The following is a 25,522-nucleotide window of genomic DNA, read 5'->3' on the forward strand; positions in this document are numbered from 1 at the left end:
CCGCAGTGTCACAACGGCCCACTGGCCAAGGCCGGGCCGGCGGCCCGGCCTTTTACTTTACCGGCAGCCGGCTGTCAAGCCCCGAATTGTGGGGGCATGACGGGCGTCTTTATCACGGGCTTAATTGAGTCATGGGTTCGAGCAACTCGTTCCCGTCGCCCCCCACCAGCTGCCTTTCTGCAAGGAGAATTCCCATGGCTCGCATTTCTCGCCCCCGCCGCTTCGCCATGCTGACGGCCACGACCGTTCTTGCTGCGGGTGGGGCGCTGGTGCCCGCCTCCGCTTTCGCGGCTCCGCAGACGACGCACGCCGCGCCGAGCAGCGCGGTGGCCGACGGCGGCCACTGGCGGCATCACCACAACGACGGTCACTGGCGCCACGGTGACCGAGGCAGCCGCGGTGGCGGCGGTGGTACGGGCAACGTGGTGATCGTCATCGGCAACGGCAACACGGTGCCGATCAACAACGGCACGGTGAACACGGCCTGACCAGGCGGCCGGTCCTGCCGGCGAACCTGCGGATCCGCGGCCCGGCCGGGCGGCAGCGTTACTGACGCTGCCGCCCGGCCGGGCCTTCACGTGTGTCCACAGGGGGTGCCTACGACGTGTGCCCACCGGAGGTTTATCGCGCTTTTACCAGGCACCTGCGAGTCGGTCAAGCCCCGATATTCCGGAACGTGACCGGCTTACGCGAATCGGGCTTACTGGAAGTGGCTCGAAGGAAAGCACAACGCTTATCCGGAGCCCGCCAGGAATCGAATTCCCACTGCAACGAGGAGAAAGACCATGATCCGTAAGTTTCGCAGCAGCAGCGACAATGCCCGCACCAACCGCCGGCGCTTCCGTCTGGGGACGCTGCTCGCGTCGGCCGCCGTGGTCGGTGGCGGGGTCGTCTTCCCGGCGTCCGCGATGGCGGCTCCGATGCACACCACCTCGGCGACGAGCGTGGCCGAGCACCACACCGGCGTGACCACCGGCACGGGTGGCCGTGGTGGTGACGGTTTCTTCGGTGGTACCGGTGGCCGTGGTGGTGACGGTTTCTTCGGTGGTACCGGTGGCCGTGGTGGTGACGGTTTCTTCGGCGGTCTCGGTGGCCGTGGTGGTGACGGTTTCTTCGGCGGTCTCGGTGGCCGTGGTGGTGACGGCTTCTTCGGCGGCACGGGCGGCCAGGGAGGCGACGGCTTCTTCGGCGGCACGGGCGGCCAGGGAGGCGACGGCTTCTTCGGCGGGACCGGAGGCCAGGGAGGCGACGGCTTCTTCTGATGCCTGACCGGGGGCGGGGGAGGTCTTCACGGCCTTCCCCGCCCCTCTTCCTCGCGCATCCCCCCGTCCCCCTGTCGCCCGCCCACCCCCCGTCGCCCGGCCCGCTCCCTCCCCGGTCGGCCCCACGGCCCCTGGCCCACTGCGCACACCGCGCCCGAAGACGAACCCACAGCGATACGGAGTCCCCCATGATCAAGAGGTATTGGAAGCGTCCGGTCCCCCTGGCGCTGGCCGCAGTGGCCCTCGCGGCCGGTGCGGCGTGCGCCGCCGTACCCGCCATGCACGGTGCGGACGCGTCTCGCGCCGCCGGCACGAGCAGCCAGAACCGTCCCGGCACCGAAGAGTGCTGGCGTGCGGAAGGCGGCCGGGGCGGCGAGGGCGGCTGGGGCGGCCTACCGGGGCAACCGGGTAAACCGGGTCAGCCCGGTGAGCCGGGCAAGCCCGGGCAGGGCGGGCGCGGTGGTGACGGCGGCCGGGGCGGTGACGCCTTCGGGGGCGGCACGGGCGGCCGGGGCGGCGACGGCGGCTGGGGCGGCCTCCCGGGCGCACCGGGTCAGCCCGGTGAGCCGGGCAAGCCCGGGCAGGGCGGGCGGGGCGGCGACGGCGGCCGCGGCGGTGACGGCTTCTTCGGCGGTACGGGCGGCCGCGGCGGTGACGGCGGACCCGCGGGCTGCCTGCGCCTGAGCGATCTGCCGGACAAGCCCAAGAGCGAGCTCACCGTGGCGGACAAGGTGCAGATCGTGATGATCCTGCTCTACGGGGACACCTCCAGCGCCGACGTCGCCCGCAAGTACCACATCCCGCAGAAAGAGGTCGACACCTGGAAGCAGCAGGTCCTCGACGGCGACTGGCTGACGCTGACGGGAGTGCGCCTGCCGTTCCCCGAGAACTCATGACCGACCCGGCCGGTCTCCGGAGTCCCCACGCGGACCTCCGGAGATCGGGGCGTCCGCAGACCGCGCCACCGTGCTCGCGGGGCAGGGCGAGAGACTGCCGGGCCACCCGGGAGCGGCACCCCCCGGAGCGGCCAACGCATTGCCACGAGTCGCTACGAATTGCCCCGCGGAGCGGAACGCCGGGCCCGGCCGCCGGGCCGGCCCCTGCGGCTGCGGCCGGCGGGCTTGCCGCCCTCGCGCCGCGCGTCGGCCGGTACGGGGACGGCGATGGTGACGGGTACGCCGGAAGGGGTCCGGGCGCCGGTGACGCGATGCAGCTCGGTCTCGCCCGGACGGACCCGCACGGAGCGCGCGGTGATGCCGGCATCGGCCATCAAGCGGTCCACCGCGCGCCGTTGGTGCGGCAGCACCAGGGTGACGACGGTGCCGGACTCGCCGGCGCGTGCGGTACGGCCGCCGCGGTGCAGGTAGTCCTTGTGGTCGCCCGGAGGATCGACGTTCACCACGAGGTCGAGGCTGTCGACGTGGATCCCGCGGGCCGCGACGTTGGTGGCCACCAGCACCGTGACCTGGCCGTCCTTGAACTGGGCGAGCGTCCGGTTGCGCTGGGGCTGGGACTTGCCGCCGTGCAGGGCCGAGGCGCGCACCCCCACGGACAGCAGGTGCTTGGTGAGCCGGTCCACCGCGTGCTTGGTGTCCAGGAACATGAGCACGCGTCCGTCACGGGCGGCGATCTCGGTCGCGGTGAGGCGCTTGTCGGCCTCCTCCACGTGCAGCAGATGGTGCTCCATGGTGGTGACGCTGCCCGCGGACGGGTCCACCGAGTGGACCACGGGGTCGTGGAGGTAGCGGCGCACCAGGAGGTCGATGTTGCGGTCCAGAGTGGCCGAGAACAGCAACCGCTGGCCGCGCGCGGGAACTTGGTCCAGCAGCGCCGTCACCTGCGGCATGAATCCCATGTCGGCCATCTGGTCGGCCTCGTCGAGGACGGTGACGGCGACCTGGTCCAGCCGGCAGGCTCCCCGGTCGATGAGGTCCTTGAGCCGTCCGGGCGTGGCGACGACGACCTCGGCTCCACCGCGCAGGGCGTTCGTCTGACGGCTGATCGCCATGCCGCCCACCACGGTGGTGAGCCGCAGCCGCAGGGCGCGTGCGTAGGGGGTGAGTGCGTCGGTGACCTGCTGGGCCAGTTCCCGGGTCGGTACGAGGATCAGGGCGAGCGGCTGGCGGGGCTGGGCGCGCTGTCCGTCGAGGCGGGCCAGTACCGGCAGGCCGAAGGCGAGCGTCTTGCCCGAGCCGGTACGACCGCGGCCCAGCACGTCACGGCCGGTCAGCGCGTTGGGCAGCGTGGCCGCCTGGATCGGGAAGGGCACGGTCAGGCCCTCGGCGCCGAGCGCGGCCAGCAGCCGGGCGGGCATGTCCAGGCCGGCGAACGTCTCGACCGCGGGCAGCGGCTCGGTGAGGGTCACCGGCAGGGCGAACTCCTGCCGGCCCACGGCGGTGCGTGCCCCCTGCCCGCTCCTGCGTCCGGTGGCCGGACGGGGCTTCTGGCCGCCCGTCTCCTGCCGCCGGAGGCGGCCGCCGCGAGCGGACCCCGCCGAACGGGCGTCACTCCTGTCCGTACGGGAACGACCGGAAACGCCGCCGGTGCTGCGGGTGCTGCGGGTGTGGCCCATGCGGGAACCCTCCTCGATGCGGCGCATCGAGGAATTCGCGGCGGCGCGCGGCCGCACGGGGAATCACAAGATTGAGCCGAAGAAAAACAAATGACAGAAAACAGATGTCAGATGACAGAAAAAAGCTGGGCCCCGCACCCCAAGAGCGCGGGTCCCAGCCCTACATGCGCGAGCAGCCGGCTCGCGACGGTCGCGTCAGCGTCAGGCGGGAACGATGTTCTCGGCCTGCGGGCCCTTCTGGCCCTGCGTGACGTCGAAGGTCACCTTCTGGCCTTCCTGAAGCTCGCGGAAGCCGGAAGTGGCGATGTTCGAGTAGTGGGCGAACACGTCCGCCCCGCCACCGTCCTGCGCGATGAAGCCGAAGCCCTTTTCCGCGTTGAACCACTTCACGATGCCAGATGCCATATTGAATCTCCCTCGGGGGGCCATGCCGGCTCCGCACCTTGCGGAGCCGAGTCGCCGCGATGATCACCCCTCCGGAAGGATCCGGAAAGCTCTGCAAAGAAAAAAATCTCTGGTAACCAAAACTGCAACTGGTATCACGCTAACACAGGCCAGGCGGAAGTTGCATGCGATTGCGTCACAGTCGGTAATCACCCGACCGATGGGGCCCGCATTTCTGCACCGGCGGGACTAGATTTCCGGACCACGCTCGTCCAGCTTCCGCCGCATTTCACGGTTCGTGCGGTGGGCGTCGTCCAGCTGGTCCTCGAGGGAGACGATGCGGCACGCGGCCTCGACGGGAGTGCCCTGGTCGACCAGCTCACGGGCGCGGGCGGCGACACGCAGCTGGCGGCGGGAGTACCGGCGGTGGCCGCCCTCCGAACGCAGGGGGGTGATCAGCCCGGCCTCGCCGACGGCCCGGAGGAAGGCCGGGGTGGTGCCGAGAACATCGGCGGCCCGCCCCATGGTGTAGGCGGGATAGTCCTCGTCGTCGAGGTTGCCGGCGGCAGGGACGTTCTCTGGTGGCATGAGACCTTCGTTTTTCGGGGGTGCGGCGGGGGATGCGGGCGCGCCTGGCACAGCCATCCGAAAATTCAGCCCCCTCCGCGTCGTCACCCCCAACCCTATCGCCGACGAACCGGCAAATGTGCGACCGCCGTGACAGATTCACGCGCCTCACGCCTCTGACCAGGCCCCTGGTACGGTGCTCCGATGTCATCCGTCAGGCAGGTACAGGTCACCTTCGACTGCGCGGAACCCGAGCGGGTCGCCCGCTTCTGGTGCGAGGTCCTGGGGTACGTCGCACCGAAGCCTCCGGAGGGCTTCGCGACGTGGGACGACTACAACCGCACGCTGCCGCCCGAGGAGCAGGGCGCGTGGTTCGCGTGCAGCGACCCCTCGGGCGTGGGCCCGCGACTGTTCTTCCAGCGCGTTCCCGAGGGCAAGGTCGTCAAGAACCGGGTGCATCTCGACGTACGGGTCGGCACCGGACTCGTGGGGGAGGAGCGCCTGGCCACGCTCGAGGCCGAGTGCGCACGACTGGTCGCGCTCGGCGCGGCACACGTGCGCACACTGCTCGCCGACGAAGAGAACGAGTCGTGCATCGTGATGCAGGATGTCGAGGGCAACGAGTTCTGCCTCGACTGAACGCCCGCACCGCCACCCATCCCCGCACCCGCACCCACGACACGGCGAACCGGCAAGCCGCCTGACAAGTGCATGCCACCCGTCGATCATGATTGCTACTGTGCCTCACTCCCGCGGCTGACCCCATGTCAGCCGCCCTTGAGTGAAAGGCTCGAGATGGCAACACCCTCCCGCAGGGCGCACTTCGCCGCCCGTGCGTTGGTGACCGGCGTGCTGTTCGGGCTCGTTCCGGTGTCGAACGCCTCACCCGCCGCGGCGGCGGACGACCCCACCACCGCCTACGAGGCGGGCATGCCGGACGACAGTTCCGACCCGGAGAGCGCCGCGGAACAGGACGACTTCGCCGGCGTCACCTCCACGGGGACCGCCGCACTGGTCGCGGGCCGGGCCGGGGACTTCCAGCTGAAGAAGGGCACCGACCTCGGCGGGCTGGTGTCGCAGCTGGACGCCGCGCTGCCCAAGGAGACTCTCACCGACCTCATGGCGCCGGAGAACACCAACCGTGACGCCGCGTGGGACGACGCGTGCGGCACCAGGACGATCTACGACACCGACCTGGCGCCGTACCACCGTGTCTGCTGGAAGAGCGACGACGCCACGTCCACGGAGTGGGTGCCGCAGGCCATCACCGGCATCTCGGACGCCCAGGAGGACGAGACCTGGGGGACCTCCGACTCCGACCCGCTGGTCATCGGCTCCTACGACGCGCAGAACCCGGGACGCAGCGACTTCTCCTCGGACGGGCTCAACTGCCTGCTGCCCGCCGCCTCCGACGCCTGCAACGAGAAGGGCGTCCGCGTCACCTTCTTCAACACGACCACGCACGAGTACCGTCACGCGCTGCTGGTCTGGCCGTACGTCAACTCCCGGAACCACATATCCTTCGACGCGCTGCACGCCTCCGAGGGCACGTGCGTGTCGAGCGTGACGCCGTCCTGCGCGGCGCAGAACGGCATTCACGCGGGCGGCATGGCCTGGTACGGCAACTACCTGTACGTCGCCGACACCGCCAACGGCCTGCGGGTGTTCGACATGCGCCAGATCCTGGACCTCAACCCGGACAACGACGACTCGGTCAACGACCCGACGCCCGACGGGCTGGAGAGCGACGTCACCGAGAAGAAGCTGATCGGCCGCCAGAGCAACGTCTGGTACAGCTTCGGCTACCGCTACGTCATGCCCCAGGTCGCCTCGCTGAAGATGACGACGGCGAAGAACGGCGGCGACACGTCCAAGAACCAGTGCTACGCGACCGGCCGCCCCAAGGTGTCGTACGTCTCCCTGGACCGCACCGGCACGGACCACATGGTCATCGGCGAGTACTGCAACCTCAACGCCGGCGGTGACAGCCCCGGCCGGGTCGCCACCTACCCGATGACCGCGCTGACGGCGGCCGTCGAGGGCTCGACGGGCACCCTCGCCAACGCGGACGCCGCCTACGGCCTGCCGGCCACCGGGACCTTCAACGGCGAACCCCTGTGGCACAAGATCCAGGGCGTCATGCGGTACGAGGGCAAGTGGTACTTCCACCGCAGCAACGGCTACAGCACCGGCCGTCTCCTCCAGGCGACCGTGCAGACGGTCGGCGGCACCGACCGCCTCGTCGCCGCCCCGACCGTCCTGAAGTCGGCCATCGGCCCCGAGGACCTCTACCTGACACACGGCAGGGGCACCGGCCTCGCCCCGCAACTGTGGTCCCTGAGCGAACACGCCCCGAGCGACTGCTCCGCGTGCAAGCGGGAGATCTACAGCTACCGCATGAGCGACGTACTCGGCGGCTTCGGCTCGTAGGTGCGCAGGCGCGTTCAGGCACGCGGCCCGGAGAGCCGCTGCTGCGGGTCGGTCACCCCGCCCGGGCACGCCAGTGGCTCGACGGGCCACCCGGCGTGCCGGGCGCCGGCCTGGTACGCGCTCTCGTAGAAGTCGAGCACGGCGGCGCGCGGGTCGGCCTCGGCGCGGACCTCGTCGTACGGCAGCACGGCCAGGTGGCTGTCGTTCCTGGCCACCCAGCGCGCCGCCGCGGGCCTGAGCGGCTCGGCGGCCAGGTCCGCCGGCTCGGGCGCGGTGTAGGAGTAGAACGCGGGCTCGGGGAAGGTGTCGTCGCCGAACCAGAAACCGAAGCTGATCACCTCCCGGGAGTACGCCTCCCGGGTGACGGGGTCGGTCTGCGGGGGCTGCTCGATGTGCCGCTCGGAGAACCGGGTGTGCGCGATGTCGAAGGTGTGCCAGAAGTGGTGCACCGGGCTCACCTTCCCCGAGTACCCGGCGGCGAACTCCTCCAGCACGGACGCCACCTGGCTCAGCACCCGCCAGTAACGGTTGGCGTGCGAGGGCTCGTACGTCGCGTGCTCGGTGTCCTCGGCGAACGGCCGGCCGGAGTCGGGCAGGTCGAACGGTCTGGGCACGTCCAGCCGCACCCGGATGCCCAGCGCGTCCAGCGCGCCCATGGCCGCGTCGTGGAAGGACGCCACCGACCGGCCGGTCAGCGGCAGCGAGATCCGCCGGCCGTCCAGGACCGAGACGACCAGCTCGTGCGCGACGAAGTCGAAGTCCATCGTGAAGATCGGGTTGCCGTCGACCTGCCCCATCGGGCGCGTGGTGATACCACGCCCGGTCAGATGGAAAGGCACGTTCCACCAGTGGTTGCGCCGGGTGCCGGCGTTCAGGCGGATCTTGCCGACGATCTGGGTGAAGCGGTGGAGCGTCTCCTTGGTCTCGCGCCACTCGGCGAACGGGATCGGCGGGAACAGCTCCATGGTCATCGCGCATCCCTTCCGTCCGACGCTCCTGAAGGCCGGGCCCGGGGCCTGCCGCCCATGATGTCCGCGCCGAACGGCCCCGGCATCTCGTGACGTTCGTGATCACGCGGTGACGGACACCCGCACCGCCCGCCCCCGACCGGGCCGGGCCACCAGGCCCCCGGGCGCAGCACTGCCCCTGTCTCCGCCCGCGGGTGTACGCTACGGTTACTCTCCGATCATCACTGGTCAGACTGGTGACATGATGCATGTCTTCAAGTGCGGCGCCCCGGTGCTGGACTTCGTCGGAACCCTGCGGGCACGACGCGCCGCGAACCCCATCGAGATGCTCACCTCACCGGAGAGCCTCGACGCCTGGTTCCGCGAGTCCGGTGTCGCGGACACGGACACGCGGTGCGAGCCGGCCGACGTAAAGGACGCGGTGGCCCTGCGCGAGGCGATCTACCTGCTCCTCGTCGCCAGACTGTCGGGCGCCGACTACGACGCCGACGCGCTCGCGCTGGTCAACGACCGGGCCCGTACGCCGTCCGCCGTCCCGCAGCTGACCCGCACCGGACTGCGGACCGAGGCCACGGCGCGCCAGGCCCTGTCGACGCTCGCCCGGCAGGCCGTGCGGCTCCTCGGCGGACCCGACGCGGCGCTGCTCAAGGAGTGCAGCAGGCCGGAGTGCACCCAGGTCTACCTCGACCGGTCGCACGGCAGCCGCCGGGAGTGGTGCGCGATGGACCCCTGCGGAAACAGGGTGAAGGCGGCCGCCTACCGCGCGCGCAAGCGCGGAAGCCGGACCCCGGCTACACCGGCGCACTGACACCCCGCGCCGGGGCCCGGCCCCTCATCCGGTTGCCAACCCGGCGGCCCCGCCCCAGGATGGTGCTGGGCGCAGCCCGTTTCGCCCCAGAATCTCCCCTTTGTTCTCCTACGTCGCTTCCTCGTGCTCTGCAGGAGAGGGCGTGGCCGCGGCCTTCGCGTACGGCGCAGGGTGAGGAGGAACCGTTGCCCAGTGCCTTCACCCAGATCATGCGCACCCGCGACCTGAAGAAGAAGATGCTCTTCACGCTGGGCGTGATCGTGCTGTACCGCGTGGGCTCCCACATACCGCTCCCGGGGATCTCCTACAAGAACGTGCAGGTGTGCGTGGAGGCGGCGACCGCCGGCAGCGGCGGTCTGCTGGGCCTGGTGAACATCTTCAGCGGCGGGGCGCTCCTGCAGATCACGGTCTTCGCCCTGGGCATCCTGCCCTACATCACCGCCAGCATCATTCTGCAGCTGCTGACCGTGGTCATCCCGCGGCTGGAGGCGCTGAAGAAGGAGGGCGCGGCCGGGCAGGGGAAGATCACCCAGTACACCCGCTATCTCACCGTCGGCCTCGCCGTACTCCAGGGGACCGGCCTGGTCGCCGCCGCCCGCAGCGGGGGGCTGTTCCCCAACTGCCCCACGGCGGCCGCCGTCGTTCCGGACCCCTCCATCCTCACCACGGTGGTGATGGTCCTGACCATCACCGCGGGCACGGCCTGCGTGATGTGGCTGGCGGAGCTGATCACCGACCGGGGCGTGGGCAACGGCATGTCGATGCTGATCTTCATCTCCATCGCGTCCACCCTCCCGGGGGCGCTGTGGGCGGTGAAGCAGCAGAGCCGGCTCGCCGACGGCTGGCTCGCCTTCGGCGCCGTCATCCTCGTCGGGCTCGCCATGGTGGCCCTGGTCGTCTTCGTGGAACAGGCCCAGCGCCGGGTGCCGGTCCAGTACGCCAAGCGCATGGTGGGCCGCAGGTCCTACGGCGGAACGGCGACCTACATCCCGCTGAAGGTGAACCAGGCCGGCGTCGTCCCCGTCATCTTCGCCTCGTCCCTGCTCTACATCCCCGCCCTGGTCGCCCAGTTCTCCCATTCGAACGCGGGCTGGGCGGCGTGGATCACCCGCAACTTCGTCCGCGGGGACCACCCGTTCTACGTCGCCGCCTACTTCCTGCTGATCGTCTTCTTCGCCTTCTTCTACGTGGCCATCACCTTCAACCCCGAGGAAGTGGCGTCCAACGTCAGACAGGCCGGCGGCTTCATCCCCGGCATCAGGGCGGGCCGCCCCACGGCCGAGTACCTCGGCTACGTCCTCAACAGGCTGACCTGGCCCGGATCGCTGTACCTGGGCCTGATCGCCCTGGTACCCACGGTGGCCTTCGCCAGCTTCGGCGGCGCCAACCAGCTCACCGGCACCAGCATCCTGATCATCGTCAGCGTCGGCCTGGAGACGGTCAAGCAGATCAACAGCCAGATCGAGCAGCAGAGCTACGCCGGCTTCCTGCGCTGACACCCGTCAAGGTGCGGACGCGCCGGTCCCGCGGAGAACCGTGCGCACCGCCCGCCCCGCCGCCCTGGCAAGATGGCGCCATGGAACGTGTGCTTGGAATCGGTGGTTACTTCCTGCGCGCCGCCGACCCGGCCGCCCTCAGCGCGTGGTACCGCGACTGCCTGGGCCTGGACGCCGACGAGAACGGCCTGTGGAACCAGGCGGCAGGCCCGACGGTGTTCGCGGCGTTCGAGTCCGACACCGACTACTTCGGGTCCCGCGCCCAGCGCACCATGCTCAACTTCCGGGTCCGCGACCTGGACGCGATGCTCGCGCAACTGTGCGCCAAGGGAGCGGACGTGGCCGAGGAGACGCAGGACATGGACGGGGTGGGCCGCTTCGGCTGGGTCACCGATCCCGAGGGCAACCGGATCGAACTCTGGCAGCCCGCCTGACCGCCCCCACCGCACGGCCACCGGGCACGCACATCGCGGGGGACCACCGACAGCACACCTTCCGGCGAAAGGGCTTGGGGGACGCCCCCCCCGTGCCGCGCACGCCCCGCCGCCGGGAAGGCACGCGCACGCCCCGCCGCCGGGAAGGCACGCGCACGCCCCGCCGCCGGGAAGGCACGCGCACGCCCCGCCGCCGGAAGGCACGCACGCGTCATGACCCCGCGAAGGCCCCCGTCCGCGCCGCGTACTCCGCCAGCCCCCGGGCCGTGTCGCCCGCCCAGCCGACGTAACCGTCTGGCCGCACCAGGAACACGCCCGGCCCGTAGGAGCCGGGAGCGGCCGGAAGGGCGCGCAGGCCGGAGCCGGAGCCGGAGCCGGCGGCGGTGGCGGGAGCCGGCGCGCCCAGCAGGGTCCAGTGCGGGCCCCGGAAGACGTCGAAGAGCCGTAGGCCGTCCACCGTGCCGTCGGGCGCCCGGTCGCCCGCCCGAACGCCGGACGGGTCGGTCCGCGTCTCCTCGGCCAGGGACGACTCGCGGTAGCCCAGACCCAGCTGCACCGTCGCCTTCCCGCGCCTGACCGTGCCGCGGTGCACCCCCGTCGACAGCTCCAGCACGGCCGCCGCGTTCGCGCGCCGCTCCTCCTCGTAGGTGTCCAGCAGCGTCTCCGGTGCCTCGCCGCGCAGTACGGCACCCAGCTTCCAGCCCAGGTTGTAGGCGTCCTGGACGCTGGTGTTCAGGCCCTGGCCGCCGGCCGGCGAGTGCACATGGGCCGCGTCGCCCGCCAGCAGCACGCGGCCCACCCGGAACCGGTCCGCCAGCCCGGTGCGCGGCCGGAAGTCCGAGGCCCAGCGCAGCTCGGTGACGTCCCCGGCGCTCAGGGGGGTGTACGCGGCGACCAGCTCCCGCACGCCGTCCAGAGTCAGGTCGGGCCCGGTGTCCCCGGGCAGGCGCGCCTGGAGCTGGAAGTCGTCCGTGCCGGCCAGCGGGCACAGGGCCACCCCGCTGCCGTCGTCCGCCAGGAAGGTGTGCCAGTGGTCCCGGTCCAGCCCCCGCAGCCGTACGTCCGCCACCAGGAACGGCGCCGCGTCGACCGTCTCCCCGTCCATGCCGACGCCCACCGCGCGCCGGACGGCCGAACGCCCCCCGTCGGCCGCGACGAGATACCGCGCGGTGAGCACCGTACCGTCGCCGCACCGCGCGCTCACCCCGGACGCGTCCTGCTCCACCGCCGTCACCCGGCACCCGAAGACGACCCGCCCGCCCAGCCCGACGAGCCGTGCGTACAGCACCTCCTGCGTACGCCACTGGGCCACCATCAGCGGATCGGTGTACGGCGCGCCCTCCTCCGCCTCGACCGGCTCGAACATCGGCTGCTCACCGAGGCGTTCACCGTCCTTCCAGACGATCCGGGGCGGATAGGGGCCGCCCGCCGCGCGGATCGCCTCCAGGACGCCCAGGTCGTCGAAGACCTCCTGGGTGCGCGGCTGGATCCCCTTGCCGCGCGAACCCGGGAACAGCGCGTCCGCCTGCTCCACCACCACCGCCTCCACCCCGCGCCGCGCGAGGTCGATGCCCAGGGTCAGACCGGTCGGACCCGCACCCACGATCAGTACATCCACCACAAATCCCCCAACTCGCCTTAACATCGTTAAGTTTCGGTGGTCCGAGAGTGCCCTTATCGCCGTTAAGCTGTCAAGTGTGAGTACGGAACGACGCGCGCCCCTGGACCGCCGCCGGGTCGCGGACACCGCGCTGCGCCTGCTGAACGAGGTGGGCCTGGACGGCCTGACCCTGCGCGCCATCGCCAGGGAACTGGACGTCAAGGCGCCCGCCCTGTACTGGCACTTCAAGGACAAGCAGGCACTGCTGGACGAGATGGCGACGGAGATGTACCGGCGGATGGTCGCCGGCACGGCACTCGACCCCGCCGACACCTGGCGGGAACGGCTGCTGAAGGCGAACCGCGGACTGCGCACCGCGCTGCTCGGCTACCGCGACGGCGCCAAGGTCTTCAGCGGCACCCGCTTCACCGGCATCGACCACGCCCCCGCCCTCGAGGCGAACCTGCGCCTGCTCACGGACGCCGGCCTCACCCTCGCCCAGGCCGTGGACGCGGGACGGACGGCCAACGCCTACACCCTCGGCTTCGTCATCGAGGAACAGGGCATGCGGCCCTCCCCCCAGGCCCCCCAGACCCCCCGGGCGCCCCAGGGCCGGCTCGACCTCGACGACCGCACCCGCCGCATGGCCGGCTTCCCCCTGGCCGCCGCAGCCGGCGAACTCCTCTTCGACGACTACGACCGCCAGTTCGAGGAAGGGCTGGCACTCGTCATCACCGGCATCGCCACCCGCTACGGCATCGACTGACCGGCACACGCGTGAGTCGTGAGAAGCAGGGAACCGGGGCAGCGAACGCATGCCCCGTCCCCCGCGGAAGTAACACACATTTTGCGTGCTTGTAGGGCCGAAGTAAGGGCATCCGGTGGGCAGGAGGTTGATAACGATGGTTCCCCTGCTTCTGGTTCTTCTGCTGGCCCTGATCCTCTTCGGTGCGGGCTTCGCGCTGAAGGCACTGTGGTGGATCGCGGTGATCGTGCTCATCGTGTGGCTGCTCGGCTTCGTCGTCCGCTCCGCGGACGGCACCGGCCGAAAGGGCCGCTGGTACCGCTGGTAGACGAGCGCCTGCACGCGAGGAGCGCAGCGCACAACGCAACGCACACAACGCAAAAAGAGGGGCCCGGCCGGAACACGGCCGGGCCCCTCCCTGTCAGCCACGCCAGTGGCCGGAAGACATCGGGCGTATCGGACGCACCGCAGGGTACGTGACCAAAGCAGCGGCCCCGCGGAAACAGCAGTGGAACCCTGCCTCCGATTCCGCGGGGCCGCTGCGCTGAAACCGCCCCCGGACCGCCCCGGACCGCCCCGAACACGTACGGCGTCGCAACGCCCCTACGACGCCACGGTTCCGCCGGCGCCGGTGTCCGCCGGCGCGGCCGCGGAAGCGTCCGCGGCCCGGCTCGCCCGCTCATCGGCCGCGTCCAGCAGGCGCAGGGCGGGCGGGTTGACCGCTTGGGGCGTCCCCTGCAGGTCGTACTGGAACAGCGCGACGTCCTGCTCGGTCGCCCACGCGATGGCCGGCGGGGTGTAACCGGCCATCGCGAAGAACAGCGCGGCACGCTGCCCGGCGGACGCGGACGCCACGCCGTGAAGTTGCTGGACGGTGGGGCGGGTGGTCGGGCTGCCCTCCTTCTTCACCTGCGCCACAGCACGCCCGGCCAGGACGTCGACGCCCCCGTCCGCACCGACAGGGGTGGCCGCGGCATCGGCGAAACCCAGATAACGCATCCACTCGACCGCCACGAGCTCCGCGTCCCGGGCGTCGCGGATCAGCCGCTGCGCGGGACGATGGACCACGGCAGCGGGCGGCGCGGCCGCGGCGGCCTCCTCACGGGCCGCCAGCGCGACCCGCAGGCGCGAATAGGCGGCGAACCGGAACGTCAGCTCCCCGACACTCAGATACCCCGGAGTCGCATACCCCGGAGCCACCTCGGACGCCTCCCACACGTCCTCGGGCCGGGGCTCGAACCGGTAGGAGGCCCCCTTGTCCGAAACGGCCGCTCCCCGGTCGGTGAGGATCAGCAGTGCGGGGCGCGCCCTGCCCTCGGTCTCCGACTGCGCGACGCACAGGATGCGTTCGTCCACGGCGATGTGCCGACGGGCCAGACGCTCCGCCTCGGCCTGGAGGCGCGGATCGCGCGCCCCGAGCGTCTTCTCCAGGCAGTGGGCGATCGCCTCGTCCTGCGGCGTTCCCCGCGCAGGGAGGTCGTCGAGCAGCTCCCGCACCGCGCGCCGCATCGCCCGCGCCGCCTCGCGCGCCCGGCGCTTCTCCAAGGCGGCGGCAGCCGCCTGCCGCTCCTGCTCGGCACGTTCAGCGGCTCGGGCCCTCTGCCGGGCATAGCGCGCCGCGTCCCGTTCATGGCGGGCGGTGTTGCGCCGGCCGGCGGGCGTCTTGTTGAGCAGCCACACGAGCAAGGAGGCCAGGAGGAAGACGACCGTCGCGCCCGCCCACACGACCGTGGACACGAAGGCGCCCACGAGCAGGACGATCAGCGCGATCACCATGACGAGGGCGAGCACCGCCGTGATCACCTCGACACGGCCGTCTCCCCGCGACCGCGGCCCCGGCGGCACCGGGCCCGGAGTGTCCTCCCCGTCATCGACCGCCACCGCCCCGGCCCCCACCACAGTCCGGCCCGTCCCACCGCAGCCCCCGGCCCCCTCCCCGTGGAAACCGACGACCCCCTCGTTCACCGGTGCCGTACGCCCGCACACCGGACACTCACCACGTCCCACCGAACCCCCACGCCCCCACTAGTAGAAGAGTGAACAGTAATGGAAGGCCAACGGAACACCCCAGGCAGGCCTGCCCCTCACCGCCGGCGGTCCAGGATCTGCTCCAGGGACCCGCGGACGCCCTGATCCCTCGTCCGGCCGAGCTCGTGGTCCAGGGCGGCGGCGAGCTGGTCCGCGAGGGACGGGTCCCGCTCGTCGAGCATGCGCACGGTATGCACGGCCCCTTCGACGAACCCCGTGGCACGGACCGCCTTCACGACCCTCCTGCGCACCGTGCCGACGACGTCCCGCTCCCGGCTGTACAGCGCGATGTAGCGGGCGGCGAGGTACTGCCCGAAGGGGTCCCGCACCAGGGTCCAGCGGGGCTCGGCGCCCAAGTCCATGACCGGCGCCGGACGGACGGGGAAGTCCGACTCGGCGAACAGGTCCAGCAGTTCGCCGATGAGCCCGGGGTAGTACGGCTCGGGGACGGTGTGGTGCAACGCCCTGTGCAGGGCGGCGGCGAACTCGTCGGCGGGCATGTCGGGCGAGCCGCCGGGCCGGATGACGAACCGGTAGGCCAGGCGGCACACGACCTGGCCGAGCTCCGGGGGCCGGAGAGCGGAGCGGGAGATGCCCCGGTACTGCTCACGGGAGCCGAAGAGCTGGATGTACGTGCTGTCGTAAAGGTCGATCAGCCGCTGCGGGAGACGGCCGTCGCGCTCGTACACGGCGGCCAGTTGGGCCAGGAGGAGCGGGGTGGTGAGCCAGCCGGTCATCTCCGGGGAGGAGGTGACTTCGGTGAGCAGCCGTTCCGCGTCCGGCGGGGGCATGTGGGTCGCTCGCGCCCACCGGGAGAGGTACGCGCGGACGTCGCCCGGCGTGAACGCGTCCATCGCGTACGGGACGAATCCGCTCGCCACCAAGCCCGAGACGGAGGCGCCGGGACGGCTGAAGACGACGACCTCGGCCCGGGGATACCTCGCGCAGAACGCGGTCACGTCCGCCTGAGCGCGGTCGCGTTCCCGGACGGACAGTTCGTCCAGGCCGTCGAAGACGATCAGCGTACGGCGCTCGGTGAGGAGCAGTTCGAGCGTCTCGTACGACATCTCCAGGTCGTGGCGCAGACCGACCGAGTCGGCGATCAGCCGCTCCAGAGGCCGCGGCCGTCCGGCGCGCTGGCGCAGGGGCACGGTGAAGGCGACGTCCAACCGGCCCCCGTCGCGCCCCGCGGCGACCTCGTAGCAGATCCGGTCCGCCAGGACGGTCTTGCCGGTCCCGGCGCCGCCCAGAACGAGGACCTTGCGGTGCTCGGCGGTGACGTCCTGCCAGGGAGCGTGCCGGACACCGGACCAGGCGTCTCCGACAGGAGTCAGGCGCTGGGGGATGTACAGCTCGTCGGGCGCGGAAAGCCGCCGTTCACCGCCGGGGAACGCCCCTGCATGGAGGTCGGACCAGTGGCTGCCCAGCAGGCGGCTGCGGTAGCTTTCGAGGAAGTCACTGGTGTAGACGTCCAGAAAGCGGGCGACATGCTCGCCGCCGGGGTCGTCGCCCGCCGTCGCGCAGTACTCCCGGGCGAACAGCTTGAGCAGGTCGTGGTAGCGGAAGTGGCCGTCGCTCGTCTCGACGAGCTGGGCGTCGACCAGGAGTTCCAGCAACTCCTCCGCCCGCCCCTCCGGCACCTGGAGGAACACGCCGGCGTGCCGGGCCTTGAAACGGCTGAGCGGGAGCTGAGAGAGGACGCGGAAGGCGCGGGCCTCGGCCTCGGGCAGACCGCGATAGCTGATCTCGAAGCTGCCGCGGACGTCGAGGGAGCCGTCGGCCAGCTTGGCGAGCCTGGTGCGTTCGTCGGTGAGCACGTCGGCGAGCTTGCCGACGGTCCAATGACGCTTCCTCTTCAGGAGCGCGGCCGCGATGCGCAGGGCCAGCGGGAGGCGGCCACACTGCTGGACGAGGGTGCGGGCGGCCTGCTCGTCCTCAGCCCCCGACCAGGCGCGCTGGGAGACCTCGGCGAGCAGGGCCAGCGACTCCGCCTCGCTCATCAGGTCCACATGGTGGAGCAGGACGCCGTCGATCGCCGACAGGGCAACGCGGGAGGTCACGAGGACCAGACAGGTCGCCGCGGCGGGGATCAGGTCCACGACCTGGTCCGCCGACTGGGCGTTGTCGAGGAGGATCAGGCAGCGGCGCCCGGCGAGGAGGGAGCGGTAGCGCTGGGGGAGGTCCTGGGCACCGACCGGGACATTGAGGGTCGCGGGGTCGAGGTCGGCGACGAAGCGCTGCAGGATCCGCGCGGCGGTGGGCGGCTCGCCGTTCTGCTCGCCCAGGTCGGCGTAGAGCTGGACCTCGTCGAACCGCCCGGCGAGCCGGTGGGCCATGTGCACGGCCAGAGCGGACTTGCCGACGCCCGGGGTTCCGTACAAATCGATGACGTGCGGCCCCGGACCGTCATCACAGGCCAGGGACTCCACCGCGGTGATGTGCTCGGCGCGCCCGCTGAAATCCTTGGACCGCTGCGGGAGTTGGCGCAGTGACCGAGTGGGGGTCGGAGCAGAGGTGAAATAAATCGGTGCGTAGTTGTCGCGGAGGATATTGACCTGTCGGGCCTGGTCGGTGGCCAGCGCCACCGTGCCGGTCCGAGCCGGCCGGCGTCTAGGAAAACGAAATGGGCCCACTGTTGTTTCCGCTGATGTTGACCTGCTTGGCGTTCCCGCTCGCGTGGGCGATCAGCGTCTGCGTGGCGGGGTCACGCTGGGCGGCGGTCACCAGCGCTTCAAGGGTGGCGGCGAACTCCGCATCGTTCTCCAACTCGTGCCGCAGATGGCCGGCGACGGTGGCCCGCGCGCCCTCGTCCCCCGGCCGCGCCTCCAGCTCGGCCAAGGCCGCGCTCTGCGCGCCCGAACGGCCGAACCGCTGCCGGACCGCATGCGCGACGCCCTGAATCTTCAGCCAGGCGGCCTTCCCGGCCTCCGTCGCGGCGCCTTCCCCGAACTTGGTCGCAACCAGCGCCACGGCCACGGCACTCAAGGTAGCCGGATCCACGCTCGCCTCCCCCACACGTCCCCACGCCACGACTCTGCCCCCACGCTACCGGCGCCAACCGGCCTCCGGCAGCAAAACACCCTGGCCGCCACGACACGCACCGGCGATCGCAGCAGACACGACGCGACGCGACCGCACCCGTGTGCCTGTCCCGACTGAGCGTGTCTCAGTCGCCGCGCATCTTCAGGTCCGTGTAGAGCGGGTCATGGTCCGAGTACGGGGTGGGTTGTACATGATGCGCGATCGGGGTGATGCCGCGCAGGAAGACGTAGTCGAACTTGCTGTGCCAATCGGTGGTCGGCTCGCAGCCGGCGAAGGACGAGGGACGGCACCGAGGAGAGGCGTCCGTGGCCAGCGCCCATATCGGGGTGAGTTCAGGAGCGCTCGGTACGGCATTGAAGTCGCCGAGCACGATGGCACGGTGGTGCCGGGCGATCTCGATGGCCAGAACGCGGGTCTGGTCCGCCCGGACCTGCTCCTGACGCCGTTCGGCGAGGTGGGTGTTGAAGACGCGGACAGACTGCCCGCCCACCAGGGTGGTGACCGCCATGTACCCCCGGTCCTCCGAGCCCCCGTCGGGGTACTCCACGGTGACGCGGTCCGTCATGGGCGCCGCCGAGAGCACCGCCTGGCCGTACCCTCCCGGACTCCACGGGAACCCCCCACAACGGCCCCAGCTGTGCACGACCGGCCCGTACGCGACGTGGTAGCGGAGCCCGAAGAGGTTCTCCAGATGCCCCCGGATGCTCTGGACGTCACGCACACACGCTTCCTGCAGACCGATGACCTGGGGTGCGTAGGTGGCCATCTCCGCCGCCCGGTCGACGTTGCGCGCGCCGCAGGGATTGCACAGATTCCACGTCATCACCCGGCCGGGCACGACAGCCGTGGCGGCATCGGCGGGCAGCGCTCTGACGAAGGGCTCCCTACGGGGCGCGCTGGGGCCGACGAGCGCCAGGCACACCACGGCCAGGACACTCGCGCCCAGCCACGCGCTCCGCCCGAACACACCGCCTCCCACGCACGGCCACCGGCCCACCCCACCCCGTACGAGGGTATGGGAACACAACGCCCCGCAGACGCCGGCACGGTGCTGATGCCTGCCCGGTCTGCTCGCTCCGTGGCGGATAAGCTGATCGCCTTCGTCGAGGCCGAGGCCGAGGCCGACCTGCTGAAAACGCGCACCCGTACCACCACGCCCGGAGCCAGAACATGACCACCGACCGCCCGCGCGCAGTCGGCGCCACCTCGGATCCGGCCTGGTGGACCAAGGACGAGGAACGCTGGGAACTGCTGCGTTTCGAGGCGGCCCACGACGAAACCGGCCTGCCGCTGGACCGGTGGTGGAAGGACCGCCAGGACGTCCTGGAGGCATTCGCCCTCACCGCAGCACCGGTCGACCATTGCTTCGCCCGCTTCCTGCTGGAACAGGAGACACTGTTCCACCGCCACTGCTGGGGCTTCAGCCACAGCATCGAGATCGCCGCGCTCCTGCTCGCCGAGCACCGCCGACCCGAAGACGTCTGGCACCTGTGGGAGGCGATCTGCACCAGCTTCGACACCTGGTGCGGCCTACCCCACCAGCTCCTCTTCGCCGCAGGGGGAAAGCAACGCACGATCTCCTACGTCACGAACTGCGACCACGAGCAGCGGGACAACCTGCTGGAGCACCTGCACGAGCTCGATACGGCAACCGACGACCAGGTCACCGCGCTCATCGCCGAACGCCGCCAGTACTACACCGACGCCCTCGCCGACATCGCCGACACCCCGGACCGCGACGACAACCGCTGACGAGCCGATCTCCGCCACTCCCGCGCCGTGCAGCGGCTGTCCGACGGCCATGACGACGAAGCACTCCAACGCGTAGCGTTCCAACCGACCGCACGACCAGCGGTCACACCAAGGGGGAGACATGTGCATAGGTCCGCGCCGAACCGTCACCGCATCCGGAACAGTCCTGGTGCTTTGCTGCGCAGCAGTTCGGAAGACCGCCTCATGAAGCTGCGATGGATCACTGGCTGCGCCGTGGTGCCGACGCTCCTCCTCACAGCTTGCACCTCGGACACCGACGCCGAGCCCTGGCACGCCTTTTCGCCCACAGCAACCCACCGCACTACCCAGGCGGACACCGAGAAGAGACTCACAGCCGCAGCCCGCTCGGCACTCGACGGTGTCACTGATGAGGGCGCTTCGATGGTTGAGTCAGGCGTGGAGCGCGTCTCTGACGGGGTGCACACACAACTCGGCTTGACTCAAGGCACGACCTACAAGCTGACCGTGGTATGCGCAGGTAAAGGCACCGTACGGATCACGCTCGCGCCGGCCGCTGCGGGAGAGAAGAAGCCGATTCCCTGCGATCAATCGATCGCCTTCGAGCGCATCAAGCCGAAAGCCGCGTCGGCCCACCTCGACATCGTGGGCAACCCGGGCGCCTCAGGCATGATCGCTTGGCGCGTCAACAAGATGTGACCTACAGCTCACCGCGCGCAACAGCAATCCCCCGATGCGTTTCCCCATGCCGCCGTAGGGCGGCTTTCGATCGACTATGGCCAGCGGTCGAAACGGTCATGATCGCATGGTCGACGCGCGAATGAAGGCTGTTTGTTCGGCTTTATGTCAGTGTGGTTGAGGTGCTCCCAGCAGCATGCCGAGGTCACACACCTGTGGCCGCCGGCGGGATCGCGATACGGTGGCCCGGCTTCAGCACCAGATGAACTGGCGTGAACTCCTTCGGCTTGGAGCCGGCGGACGGCCCCTTGCCGACGTACACACTGAGCTCCGGGTATCCGTCGAAGGCGCAAGACTTCGATCCCTCGAGCCTGGCACTGAGCGTCGCCGTCGGCGAGTTGTGCGGCTTGCCCGGGAGAAGGGTCATCTTCCAGCTCAGCTGGGACGTTCCGCACGCGGCAATCCGGATCCCCGAGACACTGTCGCTCTGACCGCAGGCGGTGGCACCCAACAGCATCGCCGGACCGACCGTGCAGAGCGCCGCTGTCCGCCGTGACATGAGATCTCCTCCTGGGGGACGCCGCTCCCGCAGGGCCGAGTGCCGCCGTCTCATGCCCACCGGACCACTAGGGCGTGTATCGGAAGTGGATCAAGTTGTAGCGGCGAGCTCGATGAGGTGGCGGGCGGTGCCGGCAGGATCGATGATCTGATGGAGGTGTGCTCCGGGCAGGTGTGCCACACGCCAGCCGCGTTCGCCCGCCTGGTCGGCGAGGCCGTCATACGGAGGGCCGAACAGCAAGTAGGAGCAGGGATGGTCGTCCCAGCCGTCGGGGACCGGGATGTGCTGCTCGTAGTAGGAGAGGGGCAGGTTGGGCTGCTCCTCGATGACGGTCTGCCGCGCAATCGGATCAAAGAACATGGGTGCGACGTCTGCCTCGTCCCACCAGTCGGTCCAGCGCGGCAGCCTGCCGTTCACCGCCATCGGGCGGAGGAACTCCAGCAACTCGGGTGAGGCGACAGGGGTCGGTCCGATCGGGGCCGGCAGCGCGGCATCGACGAAGACCGAGCTGGCCACCGGATGGTCGAGGCCCGAGCGAATCACCGGGAGAAACAAGCCTGCGTTGCTGTGCGCTACCAACGTGACGGGGCTGTCGGCCGGGACCTGCCGGAGGTCGTCACGGACGGTGTCGACGATGCGGGGCCAGAAGGGCGGAGCGCCGGCGCCTATGTGCAGCAGGGACGGTACCCGCACCTGGTATCCCGCCGCCGTCAGGTGGTCGGCCACCGGCTGCCAGGTCGAGGGGCCTACGGACGGACTGTGCACGAGAACGAAGATCGGCTGCATGTGACGATCCTGCCGCCCATGCCGTCGCAGGCGCGACAGCCTTGGCCGACAGCAGAACGCTTCGCTTCGATGAAGCCGATGCGCCGTCACAGCACGGGCGAAGCGCCCTACCAGCGCATGCCGAGAGCATCGAGGTCCGCCCGCCGTTGTGGGCTGAGCGTTGCGGCGCGTCGGCGGGCGTTGTTCACGAATTGGCCGAGCCCCACCGGCTCGCCGTCGACGTCCTCAACGTGCTTGCGAGGCACGGTCAGGTGGCCTTCGCGGGCATGGAACTGCCGGGCCGTAGCGATGTTCCGCTCCCAGGCGGCGCTCTGCGAACGCCGCACGGGTCGTTCGTCGTCGCCCGCCGGTTCCAGCCCGAGCGTGCTTTCCAGGAGCCACTGCTGGGCCGGGAGCAGCTTGTCCCAGCCGAGCCGCTGCGCAGCGACCCACGCGCCCAGGTCCTCGCCGAGCACGATGACCTCGCTCGCCTGTACCGGCAAGGTTCCGCCGGGGCCATCGTGCAGCAGGTCGACCAGTGGCTACCAAGACGGGATGTCGCGTAGGAAGGCGGCCAGCGCCCGCCGCAGATCAGGTGCCGCTTCCTGAACCACGCCATGCCAACCCATCCGTGGCGGGTGATGGGTGCATCTTCACGGGGCAAGGCCGAGCGCACGTGTCACGAGGTGAGCCTTGGCGGCCCCCGGAGAATCCTGGTCCGGCGAAGCTGCCCGACCGACGAGGGACCCCACCCGCTCAGGACCCGGTTCTGCCAGAGGTCCGGCCCGCCGCACGGCGGGGCACCCTTGTGGGCGGGTGTCTGCCGGAGCGCCCCGGCTGATGTGCCGGCCGGGCGTACCGTGGAGTGGGAGGTGGTGAGTTGATGACCACGGAGCTGGCCGACAACGTCCGCAAGTACCGGCGACGCGCGGGGATGAGCCAGGAGGAACTGGCCCACGCCGCAGGCGTATCGCCGGGCACCGTGCGCAAGGCCGAGCAGGGCGGCACCATCCGTATGGAGACCTTGCACACGCTTGCCCGCGCGCTGGGGGTGACCACGGCCGCGCTGATGGCCTCGGATGCACCGGAGCCAGTGGGGCGAGCCGAGGAGCCGAACCGGGTCAACCTGATCCAGCTCCGCGCCGCCCTCACCCCGGCCGTCGGGCTCGTGGACCAGGACGCCGAAGCCGTGGCCGAGGAACCGAACCTGCGCACCTTCCGGCGGATGCTGCAAGACGCACGGGTGTTGTACTTCTCCGACAGCTACAAGAGCGTCGCGGCTCAACTGCCGGGCCTGCTGCGCGATGCCGCACAGGCCGTCGCCTACTACGACAGCGGGGACGAGCACCGGCAGGCCCTGCTGGCACGCGCCGAGGCGCTGCGTCTGGCCGGCACCTATCTCACCCAGGTACGGCAGTACGACATCGCGTATGCCGCCGTGCGCGGCGCCATCATGGACGCCCGTCAGGCCGGAGACATGCTTGCGGCGGGCTCCGGTGTCGGCTGCATGTGCTGGCTGCTGGTGAGGCAGGGAAGGCTGGACGAGGCGGAACAGGTCGCCGCCCAGAGCATGGACGCGGTGGAGCCGAAGATCACCGGGGCTGAGCCGGACCACTACGCGGTGTGGGGCGGCCTGGCGATGGAGGCTGCCGCCGCAGCCACGAGGAACAACCGTCCCGACGAGGCGAAGGAGTACCGTCAAGCCGCCCGGGTCGCGGCAACCGCTGTCGGCACGGCGCATCGCAACGTCTCCCGGCACTGGTCCGTCTTCGGGCCGGTCACCGCCGCGGTCAAGGCACTCGAAGACGACATGGTCGTCGGCGACTCCCGCGCGGTGGTGCGCAAGGCCGGCGAGCAGGAGGAGTTGTCGCCCAAGGCGTGGAAGCGCTTGGGCAGGCCCAGCACCAACGACGGGAACCGTTTCACCCTCGATGTGGCGCGCGCCCACACCCGGACCGGCGACTTGTCCGCCGCCATGGACGAGTTGACCCGCGCCAGGGAAGCCGCCCCGCAGTGGCTGCGGCACCAGAACGGGGCCGCCGAGACCATGCAGGAGATCCTGGGCAAGCGCAAGCGCACCCTCACGGCCGAGATGCGCGAAATGGCCGACTACCTGGGCGTTGTCGGGTAGCTGCCACGCAGCGTGGCAGTGCGTATACCTAGAGTCGCGAACTGCCATGACTCCCACCTGGGGTGACGATCAGTCAGCGCCTACGGTCAGTGCGTCCACCGTCAGTGACCCAGGCCGGGGGTACCCAGTGAGCCAGCCCAGGAGCGATGCCGACCGTATGCGTCGCAGAGAGCTGTACGACGCCGCGTTGGGCGGGGGAGGTCCCCGCTTACTGCCGTGGACCAGCCCGGAGGGGAAGCCGTGCTACCTGAGCAGCGACGGCCGGGGTTACCTCTCCACCCTCGCCGACAGCATCGAGACGGTACAGCTCAGCATGGGCCAGGAACTGTTGGAGTACGCCCGCGACGCCACGGCACCCGGCGCGAAAGCCCTGTCGGCGAGCGAATACCGCTGGTTGGCCTGCCGGTTGGCGGAAGCCCTGGCGGACGCGCTCAGGGTCGCGGACTCGCGCGGACAGCGCATCCCGGATCAGGAAGAGGCGGCCGAGGATGCCTGATTCTTCAAACGCCGGCGCACCAGTACGCAACTCCGCTCGGGGGCGCTTCCGCTTCCGCGAGTACCACGTGACCACCGTCCCCGACCCTGTGGCGCTGCCAGCGTTCGAGGCGGTCTGCGTCACCGGGGAAGAGCACAACTGCGGCGCCACGTCAGGCACGCTGCACAACTCGGACGAGCTGACCCGTTGGATCGCCGGACACTGCGCCCAGAGCGGCCACGAGCTCTACGAGCGGACCGTCCGCGCTCTCGTCCGTGCCGAGCCTGGCGCGTGGCAGTAGAGTCCCCCTGCGCCGACACCACGCCAGCGGCAACGCGACCGCGCAGCCCAAGCCGGTGACGGCAGTAGCGACGGCAACAACCACGGATTCCCCCGCACATCCACGGACGTCAGCGGAGCGCGAATCAGTGGTTCTTGACGATGTCCGCAACCCGTTTAGAGGCAGCTTGCTCGATGAGGACATTCAACTCGCTCGCAACGCGCGCAGGCGAACATAAGTGACTTCGGTTGCAAGTTCCTAGCGCAAACCTGAATTCCCGTCGGATGGGTACCGACGGGAATTCAGGACGCTGTGACGGCAGTAGTTGACGGCACGTCGTGTCCTGCTGCCGGATTCCATGTGGGGGATCCCGGCACGAATTCAAACAGGGCAACGTAAAAACCGTTTTGGGGAAGACACCCACGGGAGCCTTCCCTTTAGCTGGCCTTAGGAATTCGCGGAGCGAATTCCGTTCAGCTCGGATTGCGGAGCAATTCGAGTCTCGGACAACGGAGTTGTCCGTCCGGCAGCGGAGCTGCTGGCGCGCCGTGCGGAGCACGGCGCCCT

27 protein-coding genes are annotated in these 25,522 nt (G+C 70.4%); 15 read left to right on the plus strand and 12 right to left on the minus strand.

The genetic code is table 11. The annotated features are described in order from the left end of the window. Positions 1 to 194: 194 nt before the first annotated feature. The 3 genes from ACI2LW_RS27310 to ACI2LW_RS27320 all read left to right on the plus strand — a co-directional run bounded on the left by ACI2LW_RS27310 (position 195) and on the right by ACI2LW_RS27320 (position 2,158). A complete protein-coding gene (locus ACI2LW_RS27310; protein ID WP_404733878.1) occupies positions 195 to 488 on the plus strand; it encodes a hypothetical protein in 294 nt (97 codons plus the stop codon). Between the two features lie 297 nt (positions 489 to 785). Next, entirely contained in the window at positions 786 to 1,262 is a 477-nt protein-coding gene (locus tag ACI2LW_RS27315; protein WP_404733879.1) for a hypothetical protein, read from the plus strand. Between the two features lie 188 nt (positions 1,263 to 1,450). Beyond that, on the plus strand, positions 1,451 to 2,158 hold the full coding sequence (locus ACI2LW_RS27320; RefSeq protein ID WP_404733880.1) for a hypothetical protein: 708 nt from the start codon (positions 1,451 to 1,453) through the stop codon (positions 2,156 to 2,158). Positions 2,159 to 2,310: 152 nt separating this feature from the next. Here ACI2LW_RS27320 and ACI2LW_RS27325 read toward each other — a convergent pair whose 3' ends face one another. From ACI2LW_RS27325 to ACI2LW_RS27335, 3 genes are all read right to left on the minus strand, one after another. Next, on the minus strand, positions 2,311 to 3,861 hold the full coding sequence (locus tag ACI2LW_RS27325; protein ID WP_404733881.1) for a DEAD/DEAH box helicase: 1,551 nt from the start codon (positions 3,859 to 3,861) through the stop codon (positions 2,311 to 2,313). A gap of 174 nt (positions 3,862 to 4,035) precedes the next feature. After that, positions 4,036 to 4,239 (minus strand): cold-shock protein, encoded by a 204-nt coding sequence (locus ACI2LW_RS27330; RefSeq protein WP_404733882.1) that lies wholly within the window; start codon positions 4,237 to 4,239, stop codon positions 4,036 to 4,038. 228 nt (positions 4,240 to 4,467) lie between these two features. Continuing rightward, positions 4,468 to 4,806, minus strand: coding sequence for a MerR family transcriptional regulator (locus tag ACI2LW_RS27335; RefSeq protein WP_404733883.1), 339 nt, complete (start codon positions 4,804 to 4,806; stop codon positions 4,468 to 4,470). Between the two features lie 183 nt (positions 4,807 to 4,989). Here ACI2LW_RS27335 and ACI2LW_RS27340 point away from each other — a divergent pair, with 183 nt between their 5' ends. Beyond that, positions 4,990 to 5,424 carry a VOC family protein gene (locus ACI2LW_RS27340; protein WP_404733884.1) on the plus strand — a complete coding sequence of 145 codons (435 nt, stop codon included), beginning with the start codon at positions 4,990 to 4,992 and terminating at the stop codon, positions 5,422 to 5,424. A gap of 156 nt (positions 5,425 to 5,580) precedes the next feature. After that, positions 5,581 to 7,215, plus strand: a complete 1,635-nt coding sequence (locus tag ACI2LW_RS27345; protein WP_404733885.1) for a hypothetical protein — start codon at positions 5,581 to 5,583, stop codon at positions 7,213 to 7,215. 14 nt (positions 7,216 to 7,229) lie between these two features. Here the strand turns inward: ACI2LW_RS27345 and ACI2LW_RS27350 are convergent, their stop codons facing one another. After that, positions 7,230 to 8,180 (minus strand): DUF5996 family protein, encoded by a 951-nt coding sequence (locus tag ACI2LW_RS27350; RefSeq protein ID WP_404733907.1) that lies wholly within the window; start codon positions 8,178 to 8,180, stop codon positions 7,230 to 7,232. Positions 8,181 to 8,427: 247 nt separating this feature from the next. On the opposite strand from ACI2LW_RS27350, the gene ACI2LW_RS27355 reads away from it, so the two are divergent. The 3 genes from ACI2LW_RS27355 to ACI2LW_RS27365 all read left to right on the plus strand — a co-directional run bounded on the left by ACI2LW_RS27355 (position 8,428) and on the right by ACI2LW_RS27365 (position 10,921). Next, the gene (locus ACI2LW_RS27355) at positions 8,428 to 8,991 is read left to right on the plus strand and encodes a CGNR zinc finger domain-containing protein (protein ID WP_404733908.1); all 564 of its coding nucleotides are present in this window, start codon (positions 8,428 to 8,430) and stop codon (positions 8,989 to 8,991) included. A gap of 185 nt (positions 8,992 to 9,176) precedes the next feature. After that, positions 9,177 to 10,487 (plus strand): preprotein translocase subunit SecY, encoded by a 1,311-nt coding sequence (gene secY / locus ACI2LW_RS27360; protein WP_404733886.1) that lies wholly within the window; start codon positions 9,177 to 9,179, stop codon positions 10,485 to 10,487. A gap of 80 nt (positions 10,488 to 10,567) precedes the next feature. Then, a complete protein-coding gene (locus ACI2LW_RS27365; protein WP_404733887.1) occupies positions 10,568 to 10,921 on the plus strand; it encodes a VOC family protein in 354 nt (117 codons plus the stop codon). A gap of 211 nt (positions 10,922 to 11,132) precedes the next feature. Here ACI2LW_RS27365 and ACI2LW_RS27370 read toward each other — a convergent pair whose 3' ends face one another. Next, a complete protein-coding gene (locus ACI2LW_RS27370) occupies positions 11,133 to 12,566 on the minus strand; it encodes an FAD-dependent monooxygenase (RefSeq protein WP_404733888.1) in 1,434 nt (477 codons plus the stop codon). Positions 12,567 to 12,618: 52 nt separating this feature from the next. Here ACI2LW_RS27370 and ACI2LW_RS27375 point away from each other — a divergent pair, with 52 nt between their 5' ends. Beyond that, positions 12,619 to 13,287 carry a TetR/AcrR family transcriptional regulator C-terminal domain-containing protein gene (locus ACI2LW_RS27375; protein ID WP_404733889.1) on the plus strand — a complete coding sequence of 223 codons (669 nt, stop codon included), beginning with the start codon at positions 12,619 to 12,621 and terminating at the stop codon, positions 13,285 to 13,287. Between the two features lie 136 nt (positions 13,288 to 13,423). Next, positions 13,424 to 13,594, plus strand: coding sequence for a hypothetical protein (locus ACI2LW_RS27380; protein ID WP_030338097.1), 171 nt, complete (start codon positions 13,424 to 13,426; stop codon positions 13,592 to 13,594). Positions 13,595 to 13,869: 275 nt separating this feature from the next. Here the strand turns inward: ACI2LW_RS27380 and ACI2LW_RS27385 are convergent, their stop codons facing one another. The 4 genes from ACI2LW_RS27385 to ACI2LW_RS27400 form a co-directional block, all read right to left on the minus strand. Next, the gene (locus ACI2LW_RS27385) at positions 13,870 to 15,069 is read right to left on the minus strand and encodes a restriction endonuclease (RefSeq protein ID WP_404733890.1); all 1,200 of its coding nucleotides are present in this window, start codon (positions 15,067 to 15,069) and stop codon (positions 13,870 to 13,872) included. 281 nt (positions 15,070 to 15,350) lie between these two features. Continuing rightward, positions 15,351 to 17,879, minus strand: a complete 2,529-nt coding sequence (locus ACI2LW_RS27390; RefSeq protein WP_404733891.1) for an NACHT domain-containing protein — start codon at positions 17,877 to 17,879, stop codon at positions 15,351 to 15,353. 25 nt (positions 17,880 to 17,904) lie between these two features. Then, positions 17,905 to 18,270, minus strand: a complete 366-nt coding sequence (locus ACI2LW_RS27395; protein ID WP_404733892.1) for a hypothetical protein — start codon at positions 18,268 to 18,270, stop codon at positions 17,905 to 17,907. 190 nt (positions 18,271 to 18,460) lie between these two features. Continuing rightward, positions 18,461 to 19,303, minus strand: a complete 843-nt coding sequence (locus ACI2LW_RS27400; RefSeq protein ID WP_404733893.1) for an endonuclease/exonuclease/phosphatase family protein — start codon at positions 19,301 to 19,303, stop codon at positions 18,461 to 18,463. A gap of 203 nt (positions 19,304 to 19,506) precedes the next feature. Here ACI2LW_RS27400 and ACI2LW_RS27405 point away from each other — a divergent pair, with 203 nt between their 5' ends. Both ACI2LW_RS27405 and ACI2LW_RS27410 read left to right on the plus strand, forming a co-directional pair. Further along, a complete protein-coding gene (locus tag ACI2LW_RS27405) occupies positions 19,507 to 20,088 on the plus strand; it encodes a hypothetical protein (RefSeq protein WP_404733894.1) in 582 nt (193 codons plus the stop codon). Positions 20,089 to 20,292: 204 nt separating this feature from the next. After that, complete coding sequence (locus ACI2LW_RS27410; RefSeq protein WP_404733895.1) at positions 20,293 to 20,766, plus strand: hypothetical protein; 474 nt, start codon at positions 20,293 to 20,295, stop codon at positions 20,764 to 20,766. A gap of 184 nt (positions 20,767 to 20,950) precedes the next feature. Here the strand turns inward: ACI2LW_RS27410 and ACI2LW_RS27415 are convergent, their stop codons facing one another. The 3 genes from ACI2LW_RS27415 to ACI2LW_RS27425 all read right to left on the minus strand — a co-directional run bounded on the left by ACI2LW_RS27415 (position 20,951) and on the right by ACI2LW_RS27425 (position 22,572). Then, positions 20,951 to 21,172 carry a hypothetical protein gene (locus tag ACI2LW_RS27415; RefSeq protein ID WP_404733896.1) on the minus strand — a complete coding sequence of 74 codons (222 nt, stop codon included), beginning with the start codon at positions 21,170 to 21,172 and terminating at the stop codon, positions 20,951 to 20,953. 222 nt (positions 21,173 to 21,394) lie between these two features. After that, entirely contained in the window at positions 21,395 to 22,090 is a 696-nt protein-coding gene (locus tag ACI2LW_RS27420) for an alpha/beta hydrolase (protein ID WP_404733897.1), read from the minus strand. A 107-nt stretch (positions 22,091 to 22,197) separates the two neighbouring features. Beyond that, the gene (locus ACI2LW_RS27425) at positions 22,198 to 22,572 is read right to left on the minus strand and encodes a helicase associated domain-containing protein (RefSeq protein WP_404733898.1); all 375 of its coding nucleotides are present in this window, start codon (positions 22,570 to 22,572) and stop codon (positions 22,198 to 22,200) included. A gap of 380 nt (positions 22,573 to 22,952) precedes the next feature. Between ACI2LW_RS27425 and ACI2LW_RS27430 the strand changes: the two genes are divergently transcribed. The 3 genes from ACI2LW_RS27430 to ACI2LW_RS27440 all read left to right on the plus strand — a co-directional run bounded on the left by ACI2LW_RS27430 (position 22,953) and on the right by ACI2LW_RS27440 (position 24,976). Continuing rightward, positions 22,953 to 24,200, plus strand: a complete 1,248-nt coding sequence (locus ACI2LW_RS27430) for a helix-turn-helix domain-containing protein (protein ID WP_404733899.1) — start codon at positions 22,953 to 22,955, stop codon at positions 24,198 to 24,200. Positions 24,201 to 24,357: 157 nt separating this feature from the next. Further along, complete coding sequence (locus ACI2LW_RS27435) at positions 24,358 to 24,696, plus strand: hypothetical protein (RefSeq protein WP_404733900.1); 339 nt, start codon at positions 24,358 to 24,360, stop codon at positions 24,694 to 24,696. 88 nt (positions 24,697 to 24,784) lie between these two features. After that, positions 24,785 to 24,976 carry a hypothetical protein gene (locus ACI2LW_RS27440; protein ID WP_404733901.1) on the plus strand — a complete coding sequence of 64 codons (192 nt, stop codon included), beginning with the start codon at positions 24,785 to 24,787 and terminating at the stop codon, positions 24,974 to 24,976. The last annotated feature ends 546 nt before the right edge of the window (positions 24,977 to 25,522 follow it).

It is taken from the genome of Streptomyces sp. NPDC004065, from assembly GCF_044903565.1.
Taxonomy (GTDB): Bacteria; Actinomycetota; Actinomycetes; order Streptomycetales; family Streptomycetaceae; genus Streptomyces.

Bases quoted from the DNA above. Each gene is read 5' to 3' on its own strand.
- ACI2LW_RS27345 (WP_404733885.1), top strand. From the start codon at position 5,581: ATGGCAACACCCTCCCGCAGGGCGCACTTCGCCGCCCGTGCGTTGGTG.
- ACI2LW_RS27380 (WP_030338097.1), top strand. From the start codon at position 13,424: ATGGTTCCCCTGCTTCTGGTTCTTCTGCTGGCCCTGATCCTCTTCGGT.
- ACI2LW_RS27310 (WP_404733878.1), top strand. From the start codon at position 195: ATGGCTCGCATTTCTCGCCCCCGCCGCTTCGCCATGCTGACGGCCACG.
- ACI2LW_RS27315 (WP_404733879.1), top strand. From the start codon at position 786: ATGATCCGTAAGTTTCGCAGCAGCAGCGACAATGCCCGCACCAACCGC.
- ACI2LW_RS27430 (WP_404733899.1), top strand. From the start codon at position 22,953: ATGACCACGGAGCTGGCCGACAACGTCCGCAAGTACCGGCGACGCGCG.
- ACI2LW_RS27410 (WP_404733895.1), top strand. From the start codon at position 20,293: ATGAAGCTGCGATGGATCACTGGCTGCGCCGTGGTGCCGACGCTCCTC.
- ACI2LW_RS27355 (WP_404733908.1), top strand. From the start codon at position 8,428: ATGCATGTCTTCAAGTGCGGCGCCCCGGTGCTGGACTTCGTCGGAACC.
- ACI2LW_RS27350 (WP_404733907.1), bottom strand. From the start codon at position 8,180: ATGGAGCTGTTCCCGCCGATCCCGTTCGCCGAGTGGCGCGAGACCAAG.
- ACI2LW_RS27335 (WP_404733883.1), bottom strand. From the start codon at position 4,806: ATGCCACCAGAGAACGTCCCTGCCGCCGGCAACCTCGACGACGAGGAC.
- ACI2LW_RS27340 (WP_404733884.1), top strand. From the start codon at position 4,990: ATGTCATCCGTCAGGCAGGTACAGGTCACCTTCGACTGCGCGGAACCC.
- ACI2LW_RS27370 (WP_404733888.1), bottom strand. From the start codon at position 12,566: ATGTTAAGGCGAGTTGGGGGATTTGTGGTGGATGTACTGATCGTGGGT.
- ACI2LW_RS27320 (WP_404733880.1), top strand. From the start codon at position 1,451: ATGATCAAGAGGTATTGGAAGCGTCCGGTCCCCCTGGCGCTGGCCGCA.
- ACI2LW_RS27405 (WP_404733894.1), top strand. From the start codon at position 19,507: ATGACCACCGACCGCCCGCGCGCAGTCGGCGCCACCTCGGATCCGGCC.
- ACI2LW_RS27420 (WP_404733897.1), bottom strand. From the start codon at position 22,090: ATGCAGCCGATCTTCGTTCTCGTGCACAGTCCGTCCGTAGGCCCCTCG.
- ACI2LW_RS27325 (WP_404733881.1), bottom strand. From the start codon at position 3,861: ATGCGCCGCATCGAGGAGGGTTCCCGCATGGGCCACACCCGCAGCACC.
- ACI2LW_RS27365 (WP_404733887.1), top strand. From the start codon at position 10,568: ATGGAACGTGTGCTTGGAATCGGTGGTTACTTCCTGCGCGCCGCCGAC.
- ACI2LW_RS27330 (WP_404733882.1), bottom strand. From the start codon at position 4,239: ATGGCATCTGGCATCGTGAAGTGGTTCAACGCGGAAAAGGGCTTCGGC.
- ACI2LW_RS27415 (WP_404733896.1), bottom strand. From the start codon at position 21,172: ATGACCCTTCTCCCGGGCAAGCCGCACAACTCGCCGACGGCGACGCTC.
- ACI2LW_RS27435 (WP_404733900.1), top strand. From the start codon at position 24,358: ATGCGTCGCAGAGAGCTGTACGACGCCGCGTTGGGCGGGGGAGGTCCC.